Origin of the sequence: Marinomonas sp. TI.3.20, from assembly GCF_038155025.1 — a bacterium.
Lineage (GTDB): Bacteria > Pseudomonadota > Gammaproteobacteria > Pseudomonadales > Marinomonadaceae > Marinomonas > Marinomonas flavescens.
Map to the genome: position 1 here is coordinate 44,763 of NZ_JBAKAS010000018.1, position 26,848 is coordinate 71,610.

19 protein-coding genes are annotated in these 26,848 nt (G+C 38.8%); 8 read left to right on the forward strand and 11 right to left on the reverse strand.

The window, feature by feature from the left end; translation table 11 throughout:
* The first annotated feature begins 19 nt into the window (after positions 1 to 19).
* Positions 20 to 724 (forward strand): oligogalacturonate-specific porin KdgM family protein, encoded by a 705-nt coding sequence (locus tag V6259_RS16155; protein ID WP_341585445.1) that lies wholly within the window; start codon positions 20 to 22, stop codon positions 722 to 724.
* Between the two features lie 146 nt (positions 725 to 870).
* On the opposite strand, the gene V6259_RS16160 is transcribed toward V6259_RS16155, so the two are convergent.
* From V6259_RS16160 to V6259_RS16185, 6 genes are all read right to left on the reverse strand, one after another.
* Positions 871 to 1,782, reverse strand: a complete 912-nt coding sequence (locus V6259_RS16160; protein WP_341585446.1) for a polysaccharide lyase family 7 protein — start codon at positions 1,780 to 1,782, stop codon at positions 871 to 873.
* Positions 1,783 to 1,798: 16 nt separating this feature from the next.
* Positions 1,799 to 2,563, reverse strand: a complete 765-nt coding sequence (locus tag V6259_RS16165; RefSeq protein WP_341585447.1) for a polysaccharide lyase family 7 protein — start codon at positions 2,561 to 2,563, stop codon at positions 1,799 to 1,801.
* 141 nt (positions 2,564 to 2,704) lie between these two features.
* Positions 2,705 to 4,462: a sodium:solute symporter family transporter gene (locus V6259_RS16170; RefSeq protein WP_341585448.1), complete on the reverse strand. Its 1,758-nt coding sequence runs from the start codon at positions 4,460 to 4,462 to the stop codon at positions 2,705 to 2,707.
* Between the two features lie 420 nt (positions 4,463 to 4,882).
* On the reverse strand, positions 4,883 to 6,637 hold the full coding sequence (locus V6259_RS16175; protein ID WP_341585449.1) for a sodium:solute symporter family transporter: 1,755 nt from the start codon (positions 6,635 to 6,637) through the stop codon (positions 4,883 to 4,885).
* Between the two features lie 79 nt (positions 6,638 to 6,716).
* A complete protein-coding gene (locus V6259_RS16180) occupies positions 6,717 to 8,867 on the reverse strand; it encodes a heparinase II/III domain-containing protein (RefSeq protein WP_341585450.1) in 2,151 nt (716 codons plus the stop codon).
* A gap of 4 nt (positions 8,868 to 8,871) precedes the next feature.
* Complete coding sequence (locus V6259_RS16185) at positions 8,872 to 11,022, reverse strand: heparinase II/III domain-containing protein (protein ID WP_341585451.1); 2,151 nt, start codon at positions 11,020 to 11,022, stop codon at positions 8,872 to 8,874.
* Between the two features lie 178 nt (positions 11,023 to 11,200).
* Here V6259_RS16185 and V6259_RS16190 point away from each other — a divergent pair, with 178 nt between their 5' ends.
* A complete protein-coding gene (locus V6259_RS16190) occupies positions 11,201 to 11,551 on the forward strand; it encodes a cupin domain-containing protein (protein WP_341585452.1) in 351 nt (116 codons plus the stop codon).
* A gap of 91 nt (positions 11,552 to 11,642) precedes the next feature.
* Here V6259_RS16190 and V6259_RS16195 read toward each other — a convergent pair whose 3' ends face one another.
* The 3 genes from V6259_RS16195 to V6259_RS16205 all read right to left on the reverse strand — a co-directional run bounded on the left by V6259_RS16195 (position 11,643) and on the right by V6259_RS16205 (position 14,131).
* Complete coding sequence (locus V6259_RS16195) at positions 11,643 to 11,957, reverse strand: NIPSNAP family protein (protein WP_133012105.1); 315 nt, start codon at positions 11,955 to 11,957, stop codon at positions 11,643 to 11,645.
* Between the two features lie 133 nt (positions 11,958 to 12,090).
* Positions 12,091 to 12,894, reverse strand: coding sequence for a DUF547 domain-containing protein (locus V6259_RS16200; protein ID WP_341585453.1), 804 nt, complete (start codon positions 12,892 to 12,894; stop codon positions 12,091 to 12,093).
* Positions 12,895 to 13,063: 169 nt separating this feature from the next.
* A complete protein-coding gene (locus V6259_RS16205) occupies positions 13,064 to 14,131 on the reverse strand; it encodes a LacI family DNA-binding transcriptional regulator (RefSeq protein ID WP_341585454.1) in 1,068 nt (355 codons plus the stop codon).
* A 252-nt stretch (positions 14,132 to 14,383) separates the two neighbouring features.
* On the opposite strand from V6259_RS16205, the gene V6259_RS16210 reads away from it, so the two are divergent.
* From V6259_RS16210 to V6259_RS16220, 3 genes are all read left to right on the forward strand, one after another.
* On the forward strand, positions 14,384 to 16,501 hold the full coding sequence (locus tag V6259_RS16210; protein ID WP_341585455.1) for an alpha-galactosidase: 2,118 nt from the start codon (positions 14,384 to 14,386) through the stop codon (positions 16,499 to 16,501).
* Between the two features lie 113 nt (positions 16,502 to 16,614).
* Positions 16,615 to 18,315 carry a solute:sodium symporter family transporter gene (locus tag V6259_RS16215; RefSeq protein WP_341585456.1) on the forward strand — a complete coding sequence of 567 codons (1,701 nt, stop codon included), beginning with the start codon at positions 16,615 to 16,617 and terminating at the stop codon, positions 18,313 to 18,315.
* 236 nt (positions 18,316 to 18,551) lie between these two features.
* Complete coding sequence (locus tag V6259_RS16220) at positions 18,552 to 19,559, forward strand: substrate-binding domain-containing protein (protein ID WP_133012100.1); 1,008 nt, start codon at positions 18,552 to 18,554, stop codon at positions 19,557 to 19,559.
* A 125-nt stretch (positions 19,560 to 19,684) separates the two neighbouring features.
* Here the strand turns inward: V6259_RS16220 and V6259_RS16225 are convergent, their stop codons facing one another.
* Together V6259_RS16225 and V6259_RS16230 are read right to left on the reverse strand one after the other, a co-directional pair.
* Positions 19,685 to 21,208 (reverse strand): sulfatase-like hydrolase/transferase, encoded by a 1,524-nt coding sequence (locus V6259_RS16225; protein WP_341585457.1) that lies wholly within the window; start codon positions 21,206 to 21,208, stop codon positions 19,685 to 19,687.
* A gap of 114 nt (positions 21,209 to 21,322) precedes the next feature.
* Entirely contained in the window at positions 21,323 to 23,071 is a 1,749-nt protein-coding gene (locus V6259_RS16230; protein ID WP_341585458.1) for a solute:sodium symporter family transporter, read from the reverse strand.
* Between the two features lie 152 nt (positions 23,072 to 23,223).
* On the opposite strand from V6259_RS16230, the gene V6259_RS16235 reads away from it, so the two are divergent.
* The 3 genes from V6259_RS16235 to V6259_RS16245 all read left to right on the forward strand — a co-directional run.
* Positions 23,224 to 24,075 carry a helix-turn-helix transcriptional regulator gene (locus V6259_RS16235; RefSeq protein ID WP_133012097.1) on the forward strand — a complete coding sequence of 284 codons (852 nt, stop codon included), beginning with the start codon at positions 23,224 to 23,226 and terminating at the stop codon, positions 24,073 to 24,075.
* A 267-nt stretch (positions 24,076 to 24,342) separates the two neighbouring features.
* A complete protein-coding gene (locus V6259_RS16240) occupies positions 24,343 to 25,806 on the forward strand; it encodes a sulfatase-like hydrolase/transferase (protein WP_341585459.1) in 1,464 nt (487 codons plus the stop codon).
* Positions 25,807 to 26,013: 207 nt separating this feature from the next.
* Positions 26,014 to 26,848 (forward strand): hypothetical protein (locus V6259_RS16245; RefSeq protein WP_341585460.1); only part of this gene is annotated, 835 nt, incomplete at its 3' end.

Below are 26,848 nucleotides of genomic sequence, written 5' to 3' on the forward strand. Positions count from 1 at the left end.
TAAAAATAAAGGCCGAAAAATGTTTATACAAAATAAGAAAGTATTATTCCTAGCACTTACAGTGCTCTCCTCTTATACCAGTTTAACTCATGCTGCTAGTATTGATTTCCGCCATGAATATAAGAGTGATAGTCAAGCTAATGCTAATCGAATAAAAATATCTGGATCCAGTGGAAATGATTATTTTAGTGTTGAGATGAAATACTCTGGAAGTGAAGGTAGTAGCGGTGGGTTTAACAATTTAGAACGCGGTGATTCAGAATTTGAATACGGACATAAATTTAAATTAAATGATAAGTGGTTGATTCAGCCAAGTATGCCTATCACAATGGGGAATGAAAAAACTTCTTTTAAACCCCAAGTCCGAGTTTATTACTATTTTGACTCAGGTATAACTGCAAAAGTAAGGTACCGTTACAAGTACACGCATTATACGGATGATAATGGAAGCGATTCCCAAAGATTGGGTGAAATAACAACAAACTTAACTTATACATGGGATAAACTAGTACAACTTGATTTTGAATCAGATTATTCAAAAAGTTATGATGGTATAGCCCAATTTAATAACAAAGATTACAACTACTATTACAATCTAAAACTAGGTTATAAAATACCGAATTCTAAATGGCGACCTTATGTCGAATTCGGTAATGTCTCGGTATCCTCTAGCAGTGACGAAAGACAGTTACGTAGTCGATTAGGTATAACCTATAGTTTTTAATTCTTACTTTAACACCTTACTATATAGATGATAAAATACCTCTAATGATTGTGCATTAGAGGTATTTTTTTATAAAAACACAGCTATAAGATCAATATTTAAAAAAAGCGCTATACAAATAGCGCTTTTGTTATTGACCAATGACTCTATTTGTTATGCGTTGCTTTTATTGAATAAAATGTAGCTTGAGCATATTCCGATGGTTTACCTGTTTTATTTTGATTATACACACCCGCTTTAAAGTATAAGTATTGACCCTCTTTATCATAACCACTTTTTGATATATCAATTGTTTTAGATACATCAGCCATGTTTGGTCTTGATATAGTTACTTTAATTGTATTTCCTTTCGCTACTATCGAATAGCTAAACTTCTCATTAATTGCAATACCATTTTTAGGATTACTTTGAGTATTACTTTTAGAACCGATTAAACTATAATATTTCTCTTTTCCAAAACCATGTCTTGGCTCGTGCGCAAAATAAATCGACGCATTATCATTCATTGGTAATTTTCGATAATACAATCTAAGCGGCTCATCATCATTTGCATGAATTTGTCCAATTATGACACGCCCTATTTGATAGTCTTTACCCGTTTCAGTAACATGATTAACAGATAATGTTGCAGTAAGTGTTCCATCTACACCACCAGCTTTCTCTTGTTCAGCTTTAGGAGAGGATGATAAAACCCAATTATTTTTATCAACCCCCTTAGTATTTATACTAGTTTTACCTTTTCTTAACATCTCACGTAATTCTGAACGTGTGTACGTAGTATTTTTAGATGTTTTAAATCCTTTTACATAGCTTTTAAAAACAAGATCTCCGTCTGTATTGATGTAAAAATATGGAGGATTTGAATAACCAGAAGCCAGTTCTTCTTCTTTAATATTATCTGCCTTACCGTTACCATCATTGTCAACGGGAACTGACAAACTCCACCCAATTAAATTAGTGACTTTATTAGGTTTATAAGTTGTATTAGATGTAGAGGCACTTGCTAGAAAAGAAACAGATAATAGAGACAAAAAAAGCATTGTTTTTTTATTATTCATTTTAATTTCCTAAATATTAATTTTTAATAATTTTATTTTTATAAAAATCTAGACTTTTAAATTTTACGGTAGCAGTTCCAGGACTTTGATTATACACTCCAGATTTAAAGTAACTTCTTAATCCAGCCCAATAAGAGATATTATACTTATTCAATGATGGAACTATTTTTCCATTCACTGTTAAAGTTAATAAATTATTTACTACATTAACATCAAATTTAATAGGGCTGATTGAATGCCCCCCTAAATCAACTTTCATATAATTCTTACATGTTCGACAAGCATCTTCTTTGACTACAGCCCAGTAATGATTTTTAATACCATGTCTACTTCGAAGCCATACTAATCTAAGCAAAGGTTTATTAATTGAGTTCTTATTATCTGTAACATCATGAATTTGCATAAAAGTAATTTCATTGACTTTACCTTCTTTCGGCTTATACACAACAGCTTGGCCAATCATTTGATGAGAGTAATCTAGGTCTGATGTCTTCCAATCACTTATTTGTCGAAGCTCTGATCGATGATGATCACCTGTTACTGTAAAACTCATCCATCCAGTTGCTTTATCAATATAGAAATACTTATTGTATTTACCAAGGAAATCACCTTGATTAATCAAATCTACACTAGTAGGAGCCTGCAGTTTAACTTGATTAAGAACAGGCTTATATTGGGAGATAGCATAGGGTGAAGATTCCGCATGAACTTGACTGCAAAAAATAAAAGCAGTCAATAAAATTGAGCTTATTAAAATTACTTTTTCTTTTAAAAAAATCATCTCGCCCTCATTGTTTTTGCATGGCAATAATTAGATACATTCTTATAAAATCATATTATTTTATTATAAATTACTATATCGAATTAAACTAAAGGCTCTCATTAAATTAATAATAAGAACCTTTAAATAGAGACTATTTGACTATTGCATATCAGGCTCTAATGTTTTATCTACAGAGCTGACTAACAATAAACCTACAGCAATAACAATACCACCGCAGAATAAGAAAACACATCGCCCCCATAATGGATTTGGTATTAAGAACATACCCATCACGCCGACTCCCATAATAGAAATCAAAACTCCCAACATTTTCCTTTGTTTATTATCTAGTAATTTTTGTGCACTTCCTTCTGAAACTAATGGTGTCGCTAAATTATTAAAAAATAAGTCCACATCTTTCTGTCTTGCGTCACTCAGTGGTTTATAAAAGAGCATTGACGCTATAAAGAAACCGCCGGTTAAAACAACATGTGCGATTAAACCAATAGCTACTTTTAAATCTGCCCACTCACGATCAGTCAATGGATTCGACCCAAGTATGTGCTGGACATTGCCTTTTGTTAAAAGAACACCTACGCAGTAAGAGACTATCGCTCCAACGAGTAATGTAGCCCAACCAGCCCAATCTGGTGTTTTCTTGATAAAAAATCCCAGAAAAGCAGGTATTGTCATAGGGAAACCAATTAATGCTCCCACATACATCATTGTATTAAATAAACTCAATTCCTTAAGCGAGTTTATAAATAAAGCAACTAATATAATAGCAATACCTAACGCTGTTGTAGTGATTTTAGAAACAAACACCAGCTCTTTCTCTGTAGATAAAGGACGTAAGATAACTTGATAAAAGTTCTTAACAAAAATACCTGAGTTACGATTAAGTCCTGAATCCATTGAGGACATTGTCGCCGCAAACATAGCGGATACAAGAAGACCAACCATACCTGCAGGCATATAATGCTGCACAAAATACAGATAAGAAAAATCAGCCGCTTTTTTACCTGCTTCTGGATATATAGATGATAAATCAATACCTTGACCTGCTAAGAACCAACTTGGCATAAACCAAAAGAATGGGCCCATGGTCATTAAGACACACGCTAATAATGCGGCTTTTTTAGCATTATTAGAATCTTTAGCAGCCAAGTAACGATATGAATTCAACATATTGTTAGTGATGCTGAACTGCTTAAAGAAAATAAATACAGCCCACACACCAAAAATACTTAAGTAATTAAGGTTATTACCGGTTAAAAAAGTCCCGCCATCCTGAGTTGGGAAATTTGAGATAATTTGACCTACACCTCCCCCTTTAACAATAGCAACTGTGGCACAGGTAACGGTTACAGCCATGATAATAATCATCTGCATAAAATCAGAGGCAATAACAGCCCATGACCCACCCGTTACCGACATTATCAGCACAACTAAACCAGTGACAATTATTGTTTGTGTCATATCAAATCCAAAAACACTGGAGGCGATGATAGCAAGTGCATTTAACCAAACACCAGACGAAACTAGACTCGTAGGAATACTTGACCAAGTAAAGACCTGCTCATTTCTATTACCAAACCTCATTCGAATGGCTTCAATGACGGTTATTACTCTAAGTTGCCTAAACTTTGGAGCAAAATAGAGGTAATTCATTAAATAACCAAATGCATTGGCAATAAATATGATAGCAACGGTGAAACCATCGTTATAGGCTTTACCAGCGGCTCCTGTAAATGTCCAAGCACTAAACTGAGTCATAAAAGCCGTGGCGCCAACCATCCACCACAACATATTACCGCCACCACGAAAATAATCACTGGTTGTATTTGTGAAAGTTCTAAATATCCAACCAATGACTATCAAGAATATAAAATATATTCCGACAATAAGTATATCCATTTTTCTATCCTAATTATTTTTGTAGTAGGGATTTAATAATTAAATAACTATTATATTTTGATAAAACTCGGTCAATCAATTCTCTGTATATGAACCAGGTCCACGATTGAAAATATCTACTAGTGAGTAGATGAAAATATCTGAATTTTTAACGCTGCTAAAATATTCTTATTTTTTAGCAATCCATGTACCTCTCTATATTAAATCTTTGACTATTTCTGATAGGGTTAGCATTTTCTCAACATCAAAAAATCTAATCTGATCGAAATTAACTAAGTGGCGCTATTACAGGGACAGTCTTCCATTATTATTTTTCTCCTAGACTATGTTCTGACAAATAAAAATGATTAACACCTCAATACAAGTACTATTATAATACAAATAACAATTACCTCAAATCAAGCCCTTTCCATAGTTTTTTTATCTATTTACAAAATATTCGATACACTTTCTTCGAGTGAGGCCAGAGAGGGCTAATCCAGCGAGAAAAACCCCCATACCAATTAAAATAAAGACAGAGCTATCAGCAACTTTACTCGCAGTGAATGACAACAACGCGATTAGGACTCCTAATACACACGCCATAATGCCGATATATGCCCCCTGCCTAGAGTCTACGATGACGGATCCAACACCTTCGACGGGATTTTTTAAACGCTCAATAAATTTTGCCTTCTCCTCTCCTCTTGTGCCAGTAGAGGGGTCCGGAATAAACTGAGTTAAACAGAAAAAACCACCCGTGATGATAAAGTGCATGATAAGTGTCACCGACACCTTTAGGTCAACAGCTTCTCTAGCGGTAAATGTATTAGCGTCAAATAACGGTAACAACCAATTTATATCAAAGAAAAAATTCATGTAAATTGACACCATCAACCCAACAACGACAGTCGCCCAACCCGCCCAATCAGGTGTTTTTACAACAATTAGAGCAAGTACAGAAGGAATCGCTAAAGGCATCTGGAGCAAGGCTCCAAACAACATCATTACATCAAAGAAACTGTATGTGTGGATTGTTGACAGCGCTAATGCTGCAGAAACAGATAAGACAGCAGAGACTAATGAAGCAATTTTGCTCATCCTAAATTGTTGTAATTCTGTTGCATCTGGACGAAAAAAAGATTGATATACATTTCTAACAAAAATCCCTGCTGTTCTATTTATAGCAGTAGACATTGGAGAAATGGTAGCGGCTGTCATAGCGGCTAATACAAGTCCTAGCACACCAGCAGGCATAAAATATTCAATGAAATACAAATAGGCCGCATTGTTTGCATCTCCACCTAAGCTGCTATAAATCTTGAATAGGTTGACGCCCATATCAGCCGTCACCCAAGGTGGGATGAACCACATGACTGGACCAATAACAAATAAACCACAAGCTAACCAAGCCGCTTTTACGGCGTCTCTTTCATTAAGAGTGACCAAAAAACGATAACTAGACAGAGCACTATTCGTTCCTATACTTTGTTTTGCAACTATAGCAACCACCCAAATAAGACCAATATTCCAAATAGTTAAATCACTACCAAAGATAAAATTAGAAGGGTATTTCTGAATCAATTGAACAGGACCACCTATGGCATACAGAGCATAGCAGCCGATGATGACAGTAATAGACATCAACAATATTAGCTGAATCACATTCGTAGCAGAAACTGCCCACGCCCCCCCACTCACAGCAATAAAACTAACAACAATACCGACAACCAAGATGGTAAAGAACACATCGATATGAAAAACCGCAGCAACAAATAACGCTAAACCATTTAACCAAATAGCAACAGAGACAATCCCTAATACAAAACTAAACCAACTGAAGACACTTTCTGACGTTCTTCCAAAGCGCAGTCGGATCACTTCAATTGCCGTTTCTACTCTGAGCCGCCGATATTTACCGGCAAAATACAGTGCAGCAATAAAAAAACCTATTGCATTACTCCAAAATAGAAATAAAACAGTTAACCCGCCATCAAATGCTTTGGCAGCAGCTCCGGTAAAGGTCCATGCAGAAAATTGCGTCATAAAAGCTGTTGCACCCGCCATCCACCACTGCATAGAACCTCCGCCATTAATATAGCCGGAAGAACTTTTAGAGAATTGTTTAAAGAGTAATGCCGAGAAAATAACAAACACGAAGTATACTATTAGTACAATTATATCTAATGAATCCATGAGCACCTCTAGTACAAAGCAACAGAAAACCGACTGACATAAGACCAGTCGATTTGTTTCATGTGGAGAGCATAAGCCTTTAGAGAATGCTAAAAGGTCCTGTCCATGAAAACGTACTTTGTACAGCGGTAATGCTATGCACTGAGTTCTGTTTGTCGGGAGTACGATTCGAGATTCCGAAGCGATAGGCTCTACCCGTCACTGTGTCTATTTGAATAACAGTGCCATCAGAATTTTCAGCTAACACAGTGACAGCAGACACCAAACCACGAGCATTATCAGAGGCTTCTATTGACTCATCGAAATGCCCATGAGTCTCTAAAACAGAAGCAAAGACATGATTTCGACCGAATTGTCTTAAGATAAACGCAGGTTCAGAGCGCAAATTGAAGTCAGGATCATTTGCGCCTAAGCGAGTAAAAATAACTTCACTGTCTTTGGAAGCACTCGACACTAAGCTGTAATAACTGCTGTCATGTAGCCAACTTACTAACGAACTATTCTCTACATGAGCACTGCCCACGCTCCAAAGATGTTGGTATCCATTATCCATGCCTAATGGCTTTAGCCTTGGCGCGACCGTATACTCAAAGTCAGTATGGATGATTTGCCCTTGGTAATGGTAAGGTAAATCATACTGATGATATTCATCAGATATTATTCTATATACATCAATCACTAAGGGGTTTTCGAATACTTCAATCTCTGCAATTAGAACACTGCGCTGCATCATCACACCGTCGTAATATCCATCGATGCTGGCGCTGACCCCCTGAAGCTTACTGTCATTCTTTTCAAAGAAGTGTTTGTGACCGAATTTTGTTTCTGCAAGTGCAGTATTAAATTTATTCTGCGTTTTTTGATCTACTGTCACTGTATTATGGGCAACCGTTTGCTTACAGTATGTTTTATTCTCTGGTATATATCGCCCTCCAAATTTAGGCTCTACATTTACCCATCTACCAAATCCGTAATCTTGAAATACTTCATGCCCTCGGTTAAATACACTTAGATGCAGGCCATCATAATGACCGTGATCCAATGCTGAATGATATTTATGATCCGAACCATGCTGGCCAAACCATAACAACACCATAGTGTCATCATCCTGAGAATCTCGGTGACGCAATATGCCCACTCCACCTTTCTCGCCTTTAGGTCCGTCACTGAGAAAAATACTACCCCATGAAAAAGGCTTTATGCTTTTACTCTGTTCGACTGCCGCTGATAGAACAGCACCGGAAGTATGAATCCATACATCTTGCTGATGATTTGCCATACTGATAAGTACGTCACTTTGCTCATAACGGGCAAAACAGACACTCGTCGCAATGATGACACCCTCATCATTGATACTCATACTTCTAGATGAGTCATTAAGCGCAGGTAACCTACCATTTGGAAAAGCGGTTTCCATAACCGCATACGAGGTCGTTTTTATAATGGCGTTATTGTAATCGTATATTTTTATTTCAGGTTGTCGGCGTTCTATTGACTCAGCAAACAAGAAAATTGGACGTAACGAAAAACGGTGGTAATAAGGCCCTTCCATGTAATAGCCATCGGGGGAAAATAAATTATCCAGCTGTGCTAAAAAGCCGCCTTTTTTACCGTCTAATTTTAAGCCATACAAGGCCTTATCTACAGAGCCTTGATCCTCAATGGCATAACCACAAAGACCCACCGCCGCCACAGCCCAGAGCCCATGATTATGTACGATGTCAAAGTCATGGGCATAGGTCACCACAAACATGTGAATCATTGGTTTAAATAAATCATCTGTGATCAGAGTTTTCTCTGCATCAGATAATGTATGGACCACACAGCTATAGGCACAAGAAGCGTACAGCATCCACATGTTTTCATTCAGGGTCTGATGGAATAATTTACCTGGGGGGTTGGAGTCTCGACTCGTATTATCTTCTAAACTTGGATACACATGAGCATATTCCGTTAGCATCATCACGATAAAATCACGATATGATTCATTTTTTGTGATTAAAAATAACCGCGCTGCCATATCCATAATAATATAGTTTTGTTTATGTCGATTATGCTCATAGCCGCCCGCCTCCCCATGCCCAGGAACCTCAACACCAACACTTCTAATGTAAGCATTTACCTTCGACATATCACGGCGCAGTCCTTGCCCTAATAAATTATCCTTTAACAATTCACCTGATAGCGATTCTGCTTCAGCAAAACTCAATAATAAGGGCTGGTAATTCATCTTTTTATTCTCCTTCAGCCGTACAAAGATCCAGCAAATAAAAGCCGGTCCAACGATATGTCACACCCATAAACTCAACTTGATGCTCATCATTTTCGGTAACACCAGCTTGGTTACTAACCATTAATGTAAATACCTTTTTTTCTGTCTGGATTTCCACAACAGACCCAACATCATTATGACCAATGATATTAATAGCGCTCACTTGTCCACGAGCATTCGTAGACTGTTCAAACTCTTCGTTAAAATAGCCGTGAGTTTCAAGCACGGAAGCAAACAAGGTAGTGCCACCCTCGCTGCGTAACGTAAACCCAGTATCATTACGCAAATTGGAACTGGGATCTGCAGCGCCAACAACTGTAAAAATGACATCGTCATTGTCGTTTGAACTGGTACCGTGCCAAGAATAATAGCTATTGCCTTGAAGCCAACTTATTAATGTACTTTTGGGTGCTTTTCCAGCTGCCCGCTTCCATAAATGCTGATAACCATTGTCATGCCCTAATGGCTCTAATTCGACAAAAGAAGTGTAGTTAAAATTAGTACGAAGTAACTGCCCGGTGTACTGATGGGAATAATCGTAGCGGTGATCTGTATCGCTTTTTAAACGGAAAAAATCTATTAAAATCGGCGCATCAAAACAAGCATCATTTAGTAAAAATACACTACGCTGCATGTTTACATCGTCATAGTGATCGTTGGCTAGTGCACTCATTCCTGCACAAACATCTGAGTTACCACAGAAGAAGTGTGGAATACCATGTACCCCATCGGCTTTTTTGACATTAAAGTCATTCTGACTTTTCTGATCGACTGTAACAATATTATGAGCGATAGTTTGCCGTGCATAAGTCACGTTTTCAGCTAGGTAGCGACCACCAAACTTAGGCTCAACATTGACCCAGCGAGCAAACCCATATTCGTTTAACACCTCTTGACCACGGTTAAAAAAGGTGATTCCTAAGGTATCAAAATGGCCATGCCCCATTCCGTGTTGACCGTAACTCATAACGAGTTGAGATATGTCCTCATCAACTCCTTGCTGACGAAGAAAGCCAATCGCCCCCTTGTCACCGTTAGCCCCTTCACTTAACTCAACACTCGGCCAGTTTGGCGTGATTATTTTATTTTTTTGACGGGCTTCTTCATATTTTTCTGACAAGGATAGACCACAGGATTGTAGCCAGACTTCACCTTGAATTTCTGCAATACCTATAATATTGGCATCACATTCATAATGTTCACACAGAACACTAACGGCGACTTGCACACCCGCATCCGTGACTCCCATTGTTCTTGATGCGTCATTTAAAGCAGGAAATTTACCATTAGGATAAGCCGTTGCTAGCAAGGCTTTCACCGTTCGACCAATCACCCCACCCTTAAATGCATAAATATTTACTTCTGGCATATGACGGTGCAGAACTTCAGCAAATAGACAAGTCGGATGGATCGCATAACGATGATAGTAAGGGCCTTCCATATAATACCCAGAAGGCGAAAATAGTTTGGAAATTTGAGCTAAGAAGCCTCCTGTTCCATTATTGTCTAAACCATATACAGACTTAGTTAAGTAGTCGAGCTTCCCAATAGCCACGCCACAAATACCAACAGCGGCCACAGCCCAAATTCCATGATTATGAATTCGATCAAAATCATGGCTGTATTTATTAGTAAACATGTCGAGCATTGGGTCGAACAGCTTCTCGATAATATGATCTCGCTGTATTGATGTCATTTCGTTAGCCACGCAAGAGTACGCTAAACTGCTAAAAAACAACCAGCAATGCTCGTTTAATATTTGATGAAATAAACGACCTGTAGGATTCGTGTTTTTCTGGACATGAAAATCAAAAGTAAGATATTTATCGGCATACAATGACAACAACTCAATAACAAACACCGCGTATTTTTTGTCTTGTGTCACTAAAAATAAACTGCCTGCTAAGTGCATGTTTCTGTAGTTCTGCTTATGACGGTTGTGTTCATACCCTCCAGCTTCACCATGTCCTGGCACTTCTAAAGGCAAATTCATAAAAGCATCAACTTGACTAGCACGAGTCGATATAGTCTTCCCCATCAAACTAGATGTACCTAGCTGAGACTGCAATAAACCAAGCTCTTTATTTGTAAATAATACTGGCTGCTTATTCATATCGTTCCTACTCACACTCACCATCTCTTATTTAATGATTATTTTTTTTATACGCATCAAAAAACTACTACGGTCTAACCGACCGAATGAACTTAATTGTATTTTTTGACTCACTAGATAATAATGATATTATAATACAAATTATTAAATTCCAAGAAAAAGTAAATCGAGGCTATCTATGAGTACATTTTTTAATTCAGAAGAGCATGACTGGGAAGATCTAGGCAGCGGCATTAAACGTAAAATCGTCGGTCACACTGATAACTTAATGGCGGTTCATCTTTGCTTTGATAAAGATGCTATAGGTCATCCGCATGCCCATGAGATACATGACCAAATTGGCTATGTCGTAGAGGGTAGCTTTGAAGCGCAAGTCGATGGAAAAAAACAAATTCTTAAAAAAGGAGATGCTTACATCGCTCAGAAACACTTTGTTCATGGTGCAATAGCCCTCGAAAACAATAGTATTTTGCTCGATATGTTCTCTCCAGCCAGAGAAGATTTTCTTAAAAAAACACTACAACCTTAAAAATATCAAGCTCAAGTCGAGCCGATCAATAGAGGCTAGTGGCACAAAGGTGGTCTATTTTATCACTGTCTTTGTGCCTGTATTGAGCTCATTAGAACGATAGCGGTTTCATCAGTTTGACGCTTATCGCACTTTCTTCTATAAGTTCAAAAACTTTAGGGCGAACATCGTTCGTCCACCAGTCATTGTATGTTTCTTTATATACTGCTTGGCGATCTTCTTCACTGTCGAATTCACGCATCCAAACAAAAAAATCAACGCCATTATCATCTTGATAATGACTAGTATTAAGAATCCTCATTCCTTTAGACCGTTGATATGGCAAAAGCTCATCTCGCATCCAATTCAGCCATTGCTCTGTTTTTCCTGGTTTGATTTGATATTCACGCAGTTCTACAATTTTCAAAATTCAACCTTATATGTCAAAATTCAGTTTTATGCTTAAGAAAAAACTTTATCAAAATCAATACTATTTTATTAGTGCGCCACTATCATTTCCTAACTAGCTGCAACATACAGCGCACTAATATGACTGATTCTTATTGAGCTTTGCTGTTCAAATTCCAGTCGTAATTTAAAAAATCAATTTTTAAAGATTTACTTTTCAGCTTGTCTATTTCACTTTGAGTCAACGATAAATCACTTGCATGAGCGATTAAAAAATCTTCTAAAGAGTGATAACCATGCCAGCCTTTTTCGAAGTCTTCTCGATACCATTTAAAAATAGAGGACAACTCAAGAGTACCGCCATTAATATGATTCCTACTACGATCTTCCAAGAAAAGGCGTGTTTGTTGATTTAACAGACTATCAACATTGTCACCCTGATAAGCTTGGTTCGCTAATGCAGGACAACCAATGCTGGCACAGTTAACCGCAAAATGAATACGCGGATCATCATAGCGACCAGACCCTCGAATAAGCTTATGCTCAATATTATCCAATGAACGCTTTTCACCTAATAGAGGAATAAACTTCTTACTCCATGGCGAACTAAACAAGCTGCCTAGATTTTTAATGGACTCAAGGTCAGGCCATTTGGTTAAAATCAGAGAAACAGTCCACGCGTTATAAGCATTGATAAGAAACGCTAATTGATCATTTTTAGGCCAAGCATCGAACTGCTCTCGCTTAACCTTTGATAGCTGTGCCAAGTAATCATTCAGCTGAGCCTTATTATCAGAAAAACCTTGATAATCTACCTCGCTAGCCTGGCCACCATCAATTAAATACACATTTTGCTGTAATAGGTTATTCCACTCTTTATGATCAAATTCAGCCGCGTTAGCAATAGCACTTTGCCACCCTAATAAAACAAACAGTAAGAATAGTATTTTTTTCATGATCTTAGCCTCGAAACCTTGCGAATAAGCTCTATTAAGGAACTCGTAAATGGTAGTAATTAGACGTCATACACCATTCTTTTATTACAAATTAATTTTGAGGGCCTTAATTTTTATCGTCACATAGCAGATGTCACCCTTAAATTCAGACACTCAATCCAGCCGATGATTATCGTAATAATTGACGAGCTTTATCTAGGTAGTCGAGTATTTCTTGCTTATGGTCTCCCAATTCAATTTTCAAAGACGTGCTTGAACGGACAATCAACTGTGTAGGTAAAATCAACTGTCGATAACCCTCGCCTTCTACTGTCTCTTGGGGTTCAAGCAATAATTTTACAGCCTGCTGCCCTAACTCGACGAAACTTTGCCCTATTGTGCTTAAAGGGGGTGTAAAAAAAGCACTGTCATTAATGTTATCAAAACCGACAACTGACACTTGCTCAGGCACACGAATACCAAATTCATTCAAAGCACATAAGACACCAAGCGCCATTTGATCATTCGCAACAAGGACGGCATCAAACTCTCGTTTTTTCGCAATTTGCTCTCGGATCGATAAATAACCACTTTGCGCATCCCAATCACCCTCGCAGGTTGCAACCACCTCTTTCTGACTCTTGCTTAACTCATCTACCCAACCTGCATATCTCAATGTTGAGCCGGTAGATTCTTTAGGCCCTGTTATCAATACAAACTGTGACCGCTTGCAGGCCAGCAAATGTCTGACCGCACTTTTAGCCCCTTCTGTGTGCTCAGCGCACACATAATTGACCTTGGTATTTTCAGGGACATCAATAAACATAAAGTTAAGTTGCTGAAATTGGTGCACCAACTCTTCAGCCATAAATTGGGTTAAAGGAACATTGACAACGATATAGTCAACCTGCTGAGAAAGCAGCTCTCTGATTTCATCTTTAATACGTTCAAAATTATCACTGTCAACAATGGAAAGGACTGTTCCGTAGCCATTATCGTGAGCTTGTTGACGCACCCCATTTACAATTAAGGCTACGCCATGTAACGCGATATCAAGAGAGACAATACCCAATGTTTTAGATTTACCTCGGCTAAGCATTTGCGCGCTTTTATTGGGTATATACCCTAACTCTTTAATGGCTTTATTGACTTTTTCTCGAGTCGAATCAGTAACATTATCGGCCCCATTGGTTACTCGCGAAACCGTTTGTGTCGAAACTCCAGCTAACGTTGCGACGTCTTTAAATGTCACTGCCATTTCAATGATCCCTTTATCAGTTAAAACTCAAACTTGATTCTTGAAAGACACCATAACACAAAAAATGTTATCGAAAACATAGCGTAAACATTTTAAAACATCTTATAAAAAACAAAATATGTCTAATATCGAACAATTTATATCAATAAACATTAGTAATTGATCATTTATTTTCGTTTTGCTACTCTCCCCCATCAATTTTGACAAGACCTTATAAATATAAATATTTACGCAAACATAGAGAGCAAAACTATGGATCAATTTATTCATTTAACCAGTCTCAATGATAGCTGCATCATCAAAGTGGATCGCGTACCCGAGATAATTCATTGGGGCGCACGTATCTCTCAGATTGACGCTGATCTATTGCTTTCTACTGAACGACCTATTTCCCAGGCTCGCCTTGACGTCGATATTCCCTTGTCTTTATGTCCAGAATTGGGCAGTGGTCATTTCAATGCGCCCGGAATTGAGGGTCATCGCGTTGGTGCTGACTGGGCTCCGGTATTTCATACAACACACATTGACTCAGACCAGCACAAAGCCATTTTTACCCTACAAGATGACATTGCTAAACTTGAAATGGTCATTGAAGTTTTGCTAGACAATGATTCCGACGTACTCCAAAAGCGTATTACGGTTCGCAACATTTCTGCTGATAGCTACACATTGAATAAACTCGCCCTGACACTGGCGCTTCCAAGCCACGCAAACGAGCTACTTACCTTTCGAGGACGCTGGTGCCAAGAATTTCAAACGCAGCGCCAAGCATTTGATCATGGCGGCTTTATGCAAGAGAACCGTCGCGGTAGAACGTCTCACGAAAACTTCCCAGGTATATTTGTTGGCGCTCAAGGCTTTAGCGAACAGCAAGGCATGGTATGGGGCTTTCATTTAGGCTGGAGTGGTAACCACCAACTCCGTGCTGATGTGAAAAGCGATGGTCGTCGCTTTGTACAAGCCGGCGAACTATTGCTTGCTGGAGAAGTACAATTAGACAAGAACGAAACGTACCAAACACCTTGGCTATATGGCGTATACAGTAACCAAGGCCTTAACGGCATTTCAGAACGTTTTCATAAATTCATACGAAATAATATTTTATCCTTCCCGACCAAAAAACCTAGACCTGTGCACTTGAACACCTGGGAAGGTATTTACTTTGACCATGACCCTGACTACATCATGAAGATGGCAAGCGAAGCCGCTCAAATGGGTGTAGAACGCTTTATCATTGACGATGGCTGGTTCATCGGCCGAGATCACGAGCGCGCGGCGCTGGGAGATTGGTACTTAGACGAAAAGAAATACCCTCAAGGTTTAGAACCTGTCATTGACCATGTTAATACACTGGGCATGGAATTCGGTTTATGGGTTGAACCAGAAATGGTCAGCCAAGACTCTAACTTATTCCGCAACCATCCAGATTGGGTACTTGGGCTGCAAGGCTATCAGCAACCGTCAGGTCGTTGGCAATATGTTTTGGATTTGCAAAATCCAGAGTGCTTCCAATACCTTTATGACAGACTCAATGATTTACTAACTCGTTATAACATCAGCTATCTAAAATGGGATATGAACCGTGAGCTTGTTCAGCCAGGCCATCAAGGTAAAGCTGCGGTTCGTGGCCAAACACTGGCCTTGTATAAACTAATTGATGATTTGACTGCCACGCACCCTACGGTGGAGATCGAGTCTTGCTCATCTGGCGGCGGTCGAATTGACTTTGAAATTTTAAAGCGAACTCATCGTTTCTGGGCATCAGATTGCAACGATGCTCTAGAGCGTCAAACCATCCAACGTGGCATGAGTTACTTTTTTCCACCAGAAGTAATGGGGGCACACATTGGCCCAGGCGAATGTCATTCCACTAATCGTCGTCACAGCATCAATATGCGCGGTGTGACAGCGTTAGGCGGTCACATGGGCGTCGAGCTAGACCCAGTAAAAGAGACAGCAGAAGAAAAACAGGCTTTTGCTCATTACATTCAACTGCACAAAGAATATCGCCACTTACTTCATTCTGGCCGTGCTTTTCGGATCGATTCGCCCAATAAAAATCAATATATCCATGGCGTAGTTGGAGCAAACGAACAAGACAAAGAAGAACTTCTGATCACAGTCTGTCAATTAGCTATGCCTGAACATGCATTGCCTTCACCACTGAGAATCAGTTACGTAGACCCTAATGCACGCTATCAATTAAAAATAGTGGAGATGCCAAAAACCAGCTTCCAGCTCATGAAACAAGCCCCAAAATGGCTCGATAGAACGCTAGAGCTTAGTGGCGACAATTTAAGAGAGATCGGCATTACGTTACCTATTTTGGACCCAGAGTCAGCTCTGATTGTTCACCTAAAAAAAATATAAAAAATCACGGTCAATAAAATTAGACCCTACCTAAAAAACACATCAGCGAAGCACTAGGAATTAAACTCACACTACTAGTGCTTCACGGATGTGAATAAAGAAAGGAAAAGACTATGTCCATAACGGTATTTTTATCGTTTTTATTATTTACTGGCTTTGTAGTAATATTCACTTACAGCAAGGTAAAACGAGATAAGCATCACTCTGGAGAAGGATTCTTTTTAGGCGGCAGGAGCCTTACTGGTGGATTGATCGCCAGCTCACTCATTTTGACCAATCTCAGCGCCACAAGTTTTGTCGGTATGAGTGCGCAAGCTTATTCGAGTAATATGAGTGTTATGGGTTGGGAAGTTGCCTCAGGTGTAACCTTAGTAATTATTGCGCTACTACTGATCCCGCGCTACTTAAAGCAAGGCATCACCACAATTCCCGACTTTTTAGAAAGTCGCTATGACATGTCGGTCAAAAAGTTTGTAACGCTATTATTTCTTTGCCAATACGTTATTAATATTTTGCCTACCACGCTTTATGCTGGCGCTGTCGTCATCACCCAAATTTTTGACGTTAAAGGCTTACTGGGAATAACACAGTTCCAATCAATTGCCTTAATTTCTGCCGCCATTGGTCTATTAGGGTTCTTTTACGCCATCTACGGTGGTTTAAAAGCCGTGGTCATTGCCGATACCATCAATGGTATTGGCCTTGTCATTGGTGGCTTCATGATCCCTATTTTTGGCTTAATTGTATTAGGTCACGGTAGTTTCAGCGCTGGTTTAGACACACTTCTCACGTCAGCGCCTGAGAAACTTCAATCAGTAGGCACAGACAAAGACCCTCTTCCATTCTCCACATTGTTTACTGGCTTATTGTTAGTGAATCTATATTACTGGGGAACAGACCAGTCGATAGTTCAACGTGTATTAGGGGCTAAAAACCTAAAAGAAGCACAAAAAGGCGTTATCGGGGCAGGTTTGATAAAGGTTATTACACCACTCATTCTTATTGTGCCTGGCATTATTGCGTACCATATCTTTGGAGCAAATGCAGGTAATCCAGACGCCATGTACACTCGACTGGTAAACGAAGTGCTGCCTAAACCACTGGTAGGATTCTTTGTGGCCGTTATGTTTGGTGCCATACTGAGTACTTTTAATGGCGTATTAAACAGTTCAACCACCTTGTTTGCCCTAAATGTATATAAACCTTTATTTGGTAAAGGGAAAACAGATCTAGAACTAATAGGCAAAGGCCGTATCTTCGGCGTTTTCATTGCCATTATTTCAATTTGTATCGCCCCTTTCATCATGTTTGCGCCAGAAGGTCTATTTCAGTATTTACAAATGGTGGCCGGCTTCTTTAGTGTGCCTATTTTCACCATTGTTTTTGTTGGTTATATTTCAAAACGAGTGCCAGCCATTGCAGCTAAAGTCGCGCTGGTTGTCTTTGTAACGTCTTATGCTTCTATGCAACTTATATTCAAAGTGCACCTTCACTTCTTACACCAACTCGCCATTTTATTCGTCGTTTGTACGGCGTTGATGTTTATTATTGGTTACTTTTATCCACGAAAAACCGACTATGTTATGCCCATTAACGAGTCCATTAATATAACCCCATGGGCCTTCAGGTTTGAAGCCTCTGCCGTTGTTATCTATATGGTATTAGGTGCTTACATTATGTTCTCTAATATTGGCTTTATGTCTGATGATCCTACCTACATGCAAACTTATGGTGTGTGTGGATTAGTGATGCTTGCCGGAATCGTCTTTCGTATCGTTAAACAGAGACAGCACCGAATAAACCAACCTCAGTAACGCTTTTTCTTGCTCTCCTAACGATTCACTTATACTCAAACGAAATATAAGTGAATCGTTACTCCCCTCCCCCGAACAAAAACAACCGCAAGCTGGATCATACCCTTAAGCAGATAAGCACACCGCATGGGCTAAACGATAAGTTTAAAAAAGTATAAGCAAACCTTAAACTTACCTATGGTAAAGTACTATAAAAATGGTTCTGACTAATACAAAGAAGCTAAGGCAAAAAGCATATGGCTACTGTTAAAGATGTTGCGAAAGAGGCCAATGTTTCTATCGCTACAGTATCACGCGTCATCAATCACTCCCCTAAAGCGAGCAAAGCTGCTATTCAGGCGGTCACTGCCGCGATGAAAAAACTCGGGTATCGACCCAATGCTGCCGCCCGCGCACTAGTGAGCCAATCCACACAGACTATGGGCATCTTGGTGGGCGATGTATCTGACCCCTTTTTTGGCTCCATGGTAAAAGCAATCGATACGGTTGCCACCAAGCAAGGCAAGCACCTCTTGATTGGCAACGGTTACCATTCAGCAAAAAAAGAGCGCGAAACAATTGAATTATTAATAAATCAAGGCTGCGAAGCGCTGGTCATTCACAGTAAAAGCTTAACGGGACAAGAGCTAATTGCGTTTGCGGAAGAAATACCTGGGCTCGTACTGATCAATCGGTTTATTCCTGAAATTGCCAATCGATGTGTCGCTTTAGACAATCTAAAAGGCTCCTATCTCGCTACCGAATATTTGATTAAAAATGGCCACAAACAAATAGGTTATATCTGCTCTAATCATGACATTGAAGACACGGAGCAGCGCAAAGCAGGTTATTTACAAGCCTTAAAAGACAACAACCTGCCCCATTCAGAAAGCCACATTGAGTATGGTGCCCCGGATGAAGAAGGCGGCGAGCTAGCCATGACAAATTTGCTGGCTAAAGGATTACCTTTAACGGCCATTGCAACCTATAACGATTACATGGCTGCTGGCGCTCTGTCTGCTTTAGAAGATAACAACATTGCCGTACCGGCACACATGTCTATTATTGGTTTTGATAACGGCCTCATTGCCAAATACCTACACCCGAAGCTGACAACAGTTCGCTACCCTATTCAGATGATGGCTGAAAAAGCCGCGATGCTTTCTCTAACACTAGCCAATAAAGAAGAGCAAAAAGCCGCTACCATGATATTCGTACCCACCCTGGTTAAACGCTTATCTGTGATCCCATTTTCAGCAAATTAACCTCTGCATTCTGGTTTCAGCTTGGCACACAAAGCAAAGTTACCGTCTTTAAAAATGAAAAAGCCCTTTTTTAAAAAGGGCTTTTTACTAAACAAACTTACCGATTTACAATAAAAAAAGAAACGTTAGAATTTCATTTTTTTATCTTCAATTTTCACACCTTGGGTTGGCATGCCGGTATCGTAATCTCTTACGACAGGAGAGTATCCATCATTTGGTCGAGGTCTAAAAGACCCCATCCAACGAGGCTTAGCGTCTTTACGCCACGCTCTCATAGACCATTGATAAGACCTAAATGGATCTCGAATCTCATCCATATAATCCATCAACTCATCGTGCATTTGATTACGAATAGACGCATATTCTGGATGATCAATGAGGTTGTTCATTTCATTTTTATCATTGACTCGATCATAAAGCTCATCACTGGTGAATAAATTAATCACCAATTTGAAGCGTGGAGTGATCCAACAACGCACAGGGATAAAGCCACCAAAGCTATCATGCTCAACTTCGTAACGATTAAATTCAACCATTACGTTACGATCATTATCTTGTTCAATAACGCTGATTAACTCACCACCCGGCAGCATATCAGGCTGCTCGATGTTAGCCAGATGCATCATAGTCGGAAGAATATCAATGTGACTAACCGGTGTGTTTACTTGGGTTCCCGCAGAACCAAATACGCCAGCCTGTCTTGGCGGACGAACAATCAAAGGAATGTTAGTAATGTCGTCATACATAGCAGCGCCTTTACTAACTAGCTTATGCGCGCCCATCATTTCGCCGTGATCTGAGGTATAAACCACCCAGGTATTTTCAATTTCACTTTGATCTAAATGATCAATTACTCGACCAATTTCATCATCAACGAAGTCGTTACAAGCAAAATACAGCGGGTGATGATAAAGACCTTTGTCATCGACTGGAGATCGCATAGCCTCTGACCATAGTTTGTGATGTTCTGGTTTATTCTCTAGATCATCAAACGCTTTAGGGCCAAGATCATAGTAGAAATCTTGGTATTTTTTCAAATATTTAGGCGGACAAGTAAAAGGATGATGAGGCTCATCATAAGACAACACCATCAAAAATGGTTGTTCAGATTCAGCTGACTTTTCATCAAGGTAATTTATTGCTCGATCGCTGATTCGATGCGCCCAAGTAAAGCTTTCATCAATATGGTTAGCTTCTAAATCTTCAACTGAATTTAAGCCGTTACGCCACAACGCGATCTGTTTGTCACTTAAATCTGCTAAATAATTGGCGCCATCGTACCAATAGTCTTCATTCCACTCTGGAGGACATATACCTGTCCCATAATAATCATGGCCATCAAGATGCCACTTTCCGACATAGCAAGTTTGATAACCGGCGTCTTTAAAATAACGCCCCATCGTAGAAATATTTTTACCTGGTGCAATATTATTTGACCAAGGTCCAGATTGATTGGAATAGATCCCTGTAAACAAGCCGGCTCTTGCAGGAGTACAGACAGGAGAACAGGTATAGGCGGAATTAAAACGCACACCCTGCGCCGCTAAAGCATCAATATTATTAGTGTTAAGTGGTTTGCCACTATAACATCCAACCATATTGGTCGCCTGAGTATCTGTCATAATTAGAATAATATTAGGTTTTTTCATTGTCACTCCTGAGTGCATTTAACTGAGAAAACAAGAGACTGACCCATTAAAAGCCATAATAGCTGCGACTTTTAATGGGCAATAAAAACAATCTCTTACAGTGTAAAGTAACGATTACTTTTCTGAGATAGTCAGCTTTTTATATACTTTGTAAATAGCATACATAACGCCTAAGCCAACAGCGGTTACCAAAATAACCTTAAAGATAGAACCAGTAGGCGATGTTAATCCAAGAGGGGAAAACGCAGCATAAAGAAGAATAAAGGCAAAAACCAATACCCAGCCTGCCAATTTACCATGCTTCCAAGGCGTCACATTGACCATTTGCGCATCTTTTTGAACATAAGGCTTATCTAATGGTTTGATATAACGAACAACCGTCATAATAAGCAGCATAAGAACTAGATTTAAACCAACCAAATTTAGCCAATGCAGCTTGATAAAACCTAAATCATCATGAAATACGAAATGCGCTGTATAAAAGAAAACCATACCGAACACTAAGCCAATGTAACCAGCAATAGCAGGGGCTCTTTTCGATAACACACCCATAAGGATGACAGCAAAAATAGGTACATTAATGACCGCCATTATCGTTCTCATCAAGGTATACAAACTATCAGATGTCGCGATAAACGGTGCAATAATGATACAGATAATGATGGTCGCAATACCAAACAGACGACCAATTCGCACTGTCTGTGCATCGGTGGCATCTGGTTTAATTAGCTGCTTATAGATATCTAAACTAATGATTGTCGAAAGACTGTTTACACCACTATTAAACGAACTCAGTACCGCGCCAAATAATGCAGCACCAAAGAATCCAGTCAACCAAGTAGGAAGCACTTCACGCACCAAAATTGGGTATGACATATCGCTATTCAGGATGTTCGTGGTGACGCCATCAACAACTTTGAAAGGAATGTCAATCATACCGCGTTGAAACATATGCCACGCAATAATTCCAGGTAACACAAGCATGACAACGCCAATGATTTTTAGCGCCCCGGCGGCTAATACACCCTTTTGGCCTTCTGCTAAATTTTTAGCTGCAAAAGCACGCTGAACAATGGCTTGGTTGGTACACCAATAAAACAAGTTAATGATGATCACACCAGAAATCAGACCGTGCCACGGAACATTAGCACTATCAGTTAAGCCTACCGCATCCATACGCTGTGGAGCATCTGCTAGAAGAATTGAAAAACCATCTCCAATACTGCCTGAACCCAATTGATACAAACCAATAGCAGGCACTAACATACCAGCAAGAAGCAAGCCGATACCATTAACCGTATCCGAGACTGCAACGGCTTTTAGACCACCAAACACAGCATAAATACCGCCAATCACACCGATTAATATCACCATAATCCAAGTGGTGGCATAATCTGACGTACCGAACAATTGACTAACATTGAAAAGCTTTCCGAGCGTAATCGCGCCGGCATAAAGCACAAATGGCAAAAAGCCAATGACGATGGCATAGATAAAAATCGCAGAAGATACGACCCTCATACGCTTGCCATAACGCAACTCTAAAAATTGAGGAACCGTCGTAATCCCAGACTTGAGATAACGAGGCAGAAAAACGAAAGCAAGAATGATTAAGGTTAATGCTGAAGTGGTTTCCCACGCCATGACGTTAGCACCGTTAGCAAACGCGTTTGCATTCAAACCTGTTAATTGCTCAGCTGAGATATTAGTAAGGAACAAAGACCCTGCTATCACATACCAAGGTAAGCTCCGCCCTGCAAGGAAGTAACCATTTTCAGTATTTAGGTTGTCTTTCCTTGTTTTTATATACGAAATTACTGCAACCAGTGCAGTAAAAAAGACAAAAGACATTAAAGTAAACATCTTGATCTCCACCTTCTTATTATTGGATTTATATGAGGTGCATAAAATAAATAACGACTCTATTTATGCTAAGCAGACTGCGCAGACAATTTTAAGTTAAAAATCATCGTTAATAGCTGCTATCATCGAATTTTACTTAAGTAACAGCATAAATGAATGGAATGAATGATCATTTGCATGTAAAAAACGAAACAACATTTAACATCCCTATCGTCATAAATAACACGGTAGCTTCCAGTGGCATCACCCTATTGGCCTTATGGAACACCTTGGCAGACAAAAACTATCAGGTTGAATGGCCTAAGGATCGTCTACGCCCTCTGCTTGAAGGCAGCGTCATTGCGCTGTACACAAAACAAGGTCACGGTGAAATAGAGCTGTCTACTGGGGAAGTGATACAGCTAGAGGGAAGTACTGTTATTTTTCTGCACCCTACTACAATCCGTAGTTACCGTTGCAAAGGCCTGATCTGGGAAGTCTTCCTGATGGAGTTCATTCCTAATGGCGCAATCAACCTAATCTACGACCACCTAATAACACTGACAAACAATGAATTCTTTCATAGGGAAATGACAGATATTGTTGAGCTATTTCAGAAAACGGAATCAACCTATCGACATCTGGCGACTGCCAGTTTAACCAAAACCATTTATCACTGGCTCGCATTAAGCAAAGTCAGCGAGCAAGATAAGAACCTAAAAAAAGTCCAGGAAGTCATTACTCAAATACATCTGAATATGACAAAAAAATGGACGGTAAAAGAAATGGCTGAAATTGCAGAATGTACAGAACAACACTTAAGAAAAATGTTTTTAAAGTATACTCAACAGTCCCCTAAAGAATATTATTTAAATACTCGACTTACCGCATCAAAATCACTTATAAAATATAAAAACTATACTGTTAATCAAGTGGCTTCAGAATTTAATTTCTACGATGCATTCCATTTCAGTAAAGCCTTTAAAAATAAATTTGGCTTCCCCCCATCGAAAACAAAAAAATAATATCAATTAGATTAAAACAAAATACTTTTTAAAAAATATTTTATTTAATATTAATCAACAAAACCTTAAAAATAAAAACTTCAATCTATTTTTATTATAACCTCAGTCATAACTTTTAGATCTACCTACAAGACAAATAACTTATATCCAAGAGAAAAATAAAACCAATCTTATAAAACAAGGTGTACAAATATAAAATGCTGCTGCATAATTAATTTTTATTTAATAATAAAACAGCTATAAGTTTAAATTTAATAGGATCTACCTATGCAAAAAACACCTAATATATTGGTATTTATGACAGATCAACAACGCGGAGATTCACTAACTAACCCGTTGATAAAAATGCCAAATATGCGCGCTCTTATGAAAGATGGCTTACATTTTGAAAATACACATTGCCCATCCCCACATTGCTGCCCATCACGAGCCACCTTCTTTACAGGCCAGTACCCAACTGAACATGGCGTCTGGAACAATGTTTGCGTACAAAACACTTTATCCGATCGATTGAACCCTGGAACAACCTTATTCTCAGAGTCTTTTGCAAAGCAGAACTACTACTTAGGGTATTCTGGCAAATGGCATGTCAGCTTCAAAACAGGCCCTGAAGATCATGGTTTTGAAGAAAACTATGTCACTTCAAATAAAAACACCAAGCCAGACGAAGCAACAGCACATATGAGTGCAGGCTGGGAAGTCTATAAAAAACTAGCAGAAACCCTAGACGAAAATACAAATGCTCCCAGAGCAATGGGGCAGATAAAACGTCCGGGATATCCAACCTACAATCACTACGGCATGAAAGAAAATCCGTTCAATGACCTTGATGTCGTAAATGCTGCAATCGAAAAATTAAAAGAAATCCCAGAAGACGGACAACCATGGATGTACTATATAGGGACTCTAGGTCCACACGACCCCTATTTTGTACCGCAACGCTTTTTAGATATGTATAAAGATGTCGATATTGAACTTAGCGACATTCATTTTGATGATCTTCAGGATAAGCCTCATTTATATCAACGAACTCAGAAAGCGTTTAACCAATTAACAGTAGCAGAGAAAAAAGACGCCATTCTTCACTATATGGCCTTTTGCACCTACGAAGATTATTTATTCGGTTTGGTAATAGAAACGATTAAAAAACGAAATGACTTCGATGACACTCTAATTTTACTCACCAGTGATCATGGTGATTACAATGGAGAGCACGGCCTATGGTGTAAGGGATTGCCCGCCTTTAAAGGTGCATATCATATTCCTGCGATTATTAGCTGGAAGAATGGCATTAAAAATCCTAATCGAACAATTTCTGAGGCAGTTTCTCTTGCTGATTTTGCGCCTACATTTTTAGAACTTATTGGTGAAGACACCTCAACCCTGACAGGTAAGAGCCTAGTGCCTTTCATTAATGACGAACAACCAGAAAAATGGCGAGAGTATTCATTTACTCAAACCAATGGTAATGAAATATATGGCATTCAAAGAGCGGTATTCAGTGATAAATGGAAGCTTGTTTACAACTCGTTTGATCATGATGAGCTTTATAACCTAGAAGATGATCCTGACGAATTGGTGAATCTAGCTAGCAATGATAAGTATGATTCTATTAAAAAAACACTGTACATAGAATTATGGTCTTTTGCTGAGTCTGTTAATGATAAGTGCTTAAACCCTTATATCATGGTTGGACTCGCTGAATATGGCCCCGCCTATGCTTACAAATAATACAAAGCGATCATAAACAACATTGTAGGTTCAAGAGCTTAACTTGCTAAGTTCTTGAACCTTACACATCACTATGATTATTTATCTGTATTTTTTGATAAATGTGCTCACAACCAAACATCTGATACAAACAATAGACACAAAGCCCTTTCATACATAAACAGCACTCGTTTATTCTAAATTGATAACATAAAGCAGGATTACTTAATGAATCTAAATGATATAAAACAAAAAAATATAGATGTATCCTCTCATGGAATATTACCCAATACAGACATAACTTTAAAATTAAGCGAAATATTAACATCAATCGAAGGCATGGATAATGTAACCTTAGACTTTCCCAAAGGGATCTATAAGATATCAAGAAAGTATGCATTCGAAAGCTATAAAAATATTGCAAACCATGATGACGGTCTAAAACGAATTGCTTTTTATATAAAAAAGTTGAATGGCCTAACTATCAACGGAAATGGATCATCATTCATTTTTTATGATGAGGTCATCCCATTTGCAATTGAAGACTCTAACAATATAACGCTTAAAAACTTTAGCGTTGATTTCATCATGCCATTTCATTCTGAGTTAGAAGTTGTATCATCTGATTTGGATAAAAAAAGCTTTACGGCAAAAATAAACGCAGAACTTTACCCTTATAAAATTGAAAACAACCAAATTCTATTCAAACGATTTGAACAATGGGTTCAAGTTGGACAAAACATTGTGTTTGATAAGAACACCACAGCCCCTATTTTTAACGCGCGTCTTTACGAGACAAAAAATAGCCCTCATGCCTTTGATCTCGGCAATAATCTGGTAGAATTTTCACAACTTGGAGACAATGCACAACCTATACCTGTCGGTGGAATTTGGATCACTTATGGCGAAAGATCATTGAACAGAAATATTCCTGGAATACATATTATTGATTGTAAAAATATTATTTTAGAAAATATTACCATCCATACCGCTGGCGGCATGTCTCTTATTGTCGAACGGACAGAAAATATTAAAGTTTCTCACTATAGCGTCACCCCTTCAC

Coding starts and splice junctions, on each gene's coding strand:
- V6259_RS16155 (WP_341585445.1), top strand. CDS start 20: ATGTTTATACAAAATAAGAAAGTATTATTCCTAGCACTTACAGTGCTC.
- V6259_RS16160 (WP_341585446.1), bottom strand. CDS start 1,782: ATGAATAATAAAAAAACAATGCTTTTTTTGTCTCTATTATCTGTTTCT.
- V6259_RS16165 (WP_341585447.1), bottom strand. CDS start 2,563: ATGATTTTTTTAAAAGAAAAAGTAATTTTAATAAGCTCAATTTTATTG.
- V6259_RS16170 (WP_341585448.1), bottom strand. CDS start 4,462: ATGGATATACTTATTGTCGGAATATATTTTATATTCTTGATAGTCATT.
- V6259_RS16175 (WP_341585449.1), bottom strand. CDS start 6,637: ATGGATTCATTAGATATAATTGTACTAATAGTATACTTCGTGTTTGTT.
- V6259_RS16180 (WP_341585450.1), bottom strand. CDS start 8,867: ATGAATTACCAGCCCTTATTATTGAGTTTTGCTGAAGCAGAATCGCTA.
- V6259_RS16185 (WP_341585451.1), bottom strand. CDS start 11,022: ATGAATAAGCAGCCAGTATTATTTACAAATAAAGAGCTTGGTTTATTG.
- V6259_RS16190 (WP_341585452.1), top strand. CDS start 11,201: ATGAGTACATTTTTTAATTCAGAAGAGCATGACTGGGAAGATCTAGGC.
- V6259_RS16200 (WP_341585453.1), bottom strand. CDS start 12,894: ATGAAAAAAATACTATTCTTACTGTTTGTTTTATTAGGGTGGCAAAGT.
- V6259_RS16205 (WP_341585454.1), bottom strand. CDS start 14,131: ATGGCAGTGACATTTAAAGACGTCGCAACGTTAGCTGGAGTTTCGACA.
- V6259_RS16210 (WP_341585455.1), top strand. CDS start 14,384: ATGGATCAATTTATTCATTTAACCAGTCTCAATGATAGCTGCATCATC.
- V6259_RS16215 (WP_341585456.1), top strand. CDS start 16,615: ATGTCCATAACGGTATTTTTATCGTTTTTATTATTTACTGGCTTTGTA.
- V6259_RS16220 (WP_133012100.1), top strand. CDS start 18,552: ATGGCTACTGTTAAAGATGTTGCGAAAGAGGCCAATGTTTCTATCGCT.
- V6259_RS16225 (WP_341585457.1), bottom strand. CDS start 21,208: ATGAAAAAACCTAATATTATTCTAATTATGACAGATACTCAGGCGACC.
- V6259_RS16230 (WP_341585458.1), bottom strand. CDS start 23,071: ATGTTTACTTTAATGTCTTTTGTCTTTTTTACTGCACTGGTTGCAGTA.
- V6259_RS16235 (WP_133012097.1), top strand. CDS start 23,224: ATGAATGGAATGAATGATCATTTGCATGTAAAAAACGAAACAACATTT.
- V6259_RS16240 (WP_341585459.1), top strand. CDS start 24,343: ATGCAAAAAACACCTAATATATTGGTATTTATGACAGATCAACAACGC.